Origin of the sequence: Pseudomonas graminis, assembly GCF_900111735.1 — a bacterium.
Taxonomy (GTDB): Bacteria; Pseudomonadota; Gammaproteobacteria; order Pseudomonadales; family Pseudomonadaceae; genus Aquipseudomonas; species Aquipseudomonas graminis.
Map to the genome: position 1 here is coordinate 1 of NZ_FOHW01000095.1, position 1,144 is coordinate 1,144.

Genomic DNA, 1,144 nt, shown 5'->3' on the forward strand with positions numbered 1-1,144 from the left:
GTTCGATGCTCTCTGAATTGGTCACTTATCGGGAAAAGGACGCCCGTAAAGTCCACATACGCCTTGGCACTTTGGTTGATGATCAGGGGCGCTTGACGGGTGTTTGGGAAATCCGGGACGGCGACGTCAAACGCCAATTGTGCGCCTATCAGTACGATGACTTTGGCGATCTTGTTCTGGCCCAAGACGAGAACGGCTCGGCCTGGCGTTATCAGTATCAAAATCACCTGATCTCCCGCTACACCGACCGCACCAATCGTGGGTTGAATTTGCAGTGGCAAGGCACTGGAGCCGATGCCAAAGCCGTGCGCGAATGGGCCGATGACGGCAGTTTCGACACGCGACTGGCGTGGGATGAAAACATTCGCCTGACCTACGTCACTGACGCTTTGGGCCACGAAACCCGGCATTACTACGACAGCTTGGGTTACACCTATCGCATCTGCCATGCCGACGAGCGCTCGGAGTGGTTCTTCCGCGATGCGGCGAAAAACATCATTCGCCACGTACACACTGACGGCAGCACTGACCGTTATCGCTACGACAAGCTCAGCAATCTCACCGAGCACACTCGCGCTGATCACAGCGTGATGAATTACGCGTACGACGATAAGAGCCACCTGATCAAGATCAGTGATGGCGAGGGCGGTTTGTGGAAGCGTGACTACGACCTTCGCGGAAATCTGATCGAGGTGATCGACCCGCTAGAGAACGTTACCGAATACGCCTACAACGGCTTCGGTCTTCCTACCGCGATCAAGGACGCCGACGGCAATACAAAGGCGTTGGCCTACAACGACGCCAGACAACTCGTTAAGTACGCCGACTGCTCGGGCAAGGTCAGTGTTTGGGAATACGACGACCGCGGCCAGATGGTTCGCTTCACCGATCCTGCTGGCCACAGCACCGCCTACGAATACATAGCCGGCCAACTGGTCCTGATCAAGCACCCTGACAAGACCGAAGAGCGCTTTAGCCGCGACGCCGAAGGTCGTTTGCTGGCTCATTCCGATGGCCTGGAACGCTGCACCACCTGGAGCTACACCGCAGCGGGCTTTATCGCCGAACGCGTGGACGCCGCCGAGCAAACCCTGCGTTACCGCTGGGACAAGTTAGGCCGCCTCGTTTCGCTGGAAAACGAAAA

General features: G+C 57.0%; 1 protein-coding gene. It reads left to right on the plus strand.

Annotated features, from left to right (window positions below):
* Nucleotides 1-1,144: RHS repeat domain-containing protein (locus tag BMY98_RS26575; protein WP_139214604.1), on the plus strand; the 1,144-nt coding region annotated here is incomplete at both ends.